Annotated in this window: 1 protein-coding gene; it reads left to right on the forward strand. The window is 56.3% G+C overall.

The features are described 5' to 3' along the window. Nucleotides 1–773 precede the first annotated feature (773 nt). Nucleotides 774–1793, forward strand: a complete 1020-nt coding sequence (locus AC1D1Z_RS36870; protein ID WP_065276592.1) for a LysR family transcriptional regulator — start codon at nt 774–776, stop codon at nt 1791–1793. Nucleotides 1794–1958 lie beyond the last annotated feature (165 nt).

Here is a 1958-nt window from a genome sequence, read left to right on the forward strand (position 1 = left end):
GCCTTATTCCGTCCTGTCGGTATGCATGATAGCGATGTCTCAACGCTGAATGGGGCTCATTCAGGCGAAGAATTTAAGATGATACGAAGGTCCCATCTCGCATTTCCAGCGAGGTGATGGCGACCGAGGACAGCCACGCAGTTGGCACCCTGGCACGCGATGGACCTTGCGTGCGTTCACTTCAATCCCTGCGCCATCGCAATTTGCCAGCCGCRCCTTCACCGTTTGCGCACTTCAAATGGTCGTTGGCGAAGCGTTCGACGTTTCAAACAAGGGTGCACCGTTTTGCAAGCTCGGTCCGACCTGTTGACGTCAGGGGTTGTCTTGGGCGTTTGTGTAGCGAGCGGCATCCTTGTCGCAGGATTGGCCACGCTGTGACGCTGACCATCGGGGGCAGCTCGGACCAATCGCCAGCCCGGTGAAAACTCAAGCCTCGGCAACTTGAATCAGCCAAGTGATTATATCGAAGTGACCTCTCATTTGAAGGATGGCGGCGATTGGACAAAGCCTGTTTCCACTCGTTCAGCCATTCCCAATGCACTGACCCAGGTTGACGGCACGGGGGGTATAATATATTCAATACCCAGTTCCGCGAACCTCCACGCTCTATAATGTAATCATTATTCCCGAAGCAGACAGCGCGCGGTCGACTGCGCCAGTTGGCACTGCTCTTCAAGCGTACCTGATTCATTTCCGCTTGGGCCGTGGAGCCTCAGCACTGGGCCGTGGCCATCAAACAATGTCTGGCTATCGGAAAACTGAGTAGGAACACCATGCCCGCCAGTCATCTCAACCTAGATCCGAAGAAGCTTCTTTACCTTGCCTCGATAATCGAAAGCGGCAGCTTGAAGAGTGCGGCCAAGGCGCTTGAAATATCCCAACCCGCTCTGTCCACGTCCATGAGCAGACTGGAAGCTGAGTTGGGTTTGCAAATTCTCCTGCGAGGACCAACCGGTGTGACGCCCACGCCGATCGGTGAAGTCCTTTACGGTCATGCGCGGCTGGTGCGCGACGCTATTGAATTGGCCGAACGGGCATTGTTGAACGTGAACGGAGATCACCCGCTCTCCATCCGCATTGGTAGTCTCCCGAGCTTGGCGAGCACTGTCATGCCCATGGCCCTAAGCAGATGGCGGGAGGCTCACGCTGATCGCGATCTGCAAGTCGTCGAGGCCCCACAGATCGACCTTTTGATTGGTCTTTTGCGGGGTGAATTCGATTTCGTTTTCGGATTTACGGAGTGCTATGATTTGGAAGACGGCTTGCGGCAACGCGTCCTCTTTCGCGACAAGCTTCTTGTCATTGCCAGATCCGAACATCCTCTAAGCACAGCAAAAAATCTGAGTTGGGAAACTCTGGTTCGTTACCCCTGGGTGGCACCGACCGCGCGTCGCGCGCATGCCATTCTTGCCGCCGCCTTGAAGATTGCAAAATTGGCGCCACCGGAGCGCGTCACTGTGTGCGGCTCAGTCACATTGCTGAAATCGCTCGTCATCGACAGTGATCACCTTGCCGTGTTGCCTGCCCATGCTGTTCGTTCAGAACTGGCGGACGGACGGCTATGCGGCCTTGCCATTACCGATCCCGCTCTGGATCGGAACATCGCTGTGTTCTTTCGAGATGGATATCATCTCGATGGTCATAGTCGTGATCTGGTGAAATTCGTCGAAGCTGTCGGTCAGGAGCTTTGTCGTCGGCCGGAGGCGGTACCGGCTGAGCAAGCCAGCCTGCAGGAAGCGACACGGCCGGAGTGTCCGCGCCCGCGCAAGGTGTCGCAGGGGGACCGTCCGTAACGCAGCCGTGGTGCGTTGGCCATGAGCTGGAAGTAGACGGGCCGCGCTATTGCACATCAGCCGAATGAGTTGCTTATGGTTCCGATGCCGGAAATTGATATTTCCACGCGATCGCCGGCCGTTAAAAAACGCGGTGGATTAAACCCGATCCCGACACCTGCTGGG

The organism is Rhizobium sp. P1_E1, from assembly GCF_056406015.1.

Coding starts and splice junctions, on each gene's coding strand:
- AC1D1Z_RS36870 (WP_065276592.1), top strand. CDS start 774: ATGCCCGCCAGTCATCTCAACCTAGATCCGAAGAAGCTTCTTTACCTT.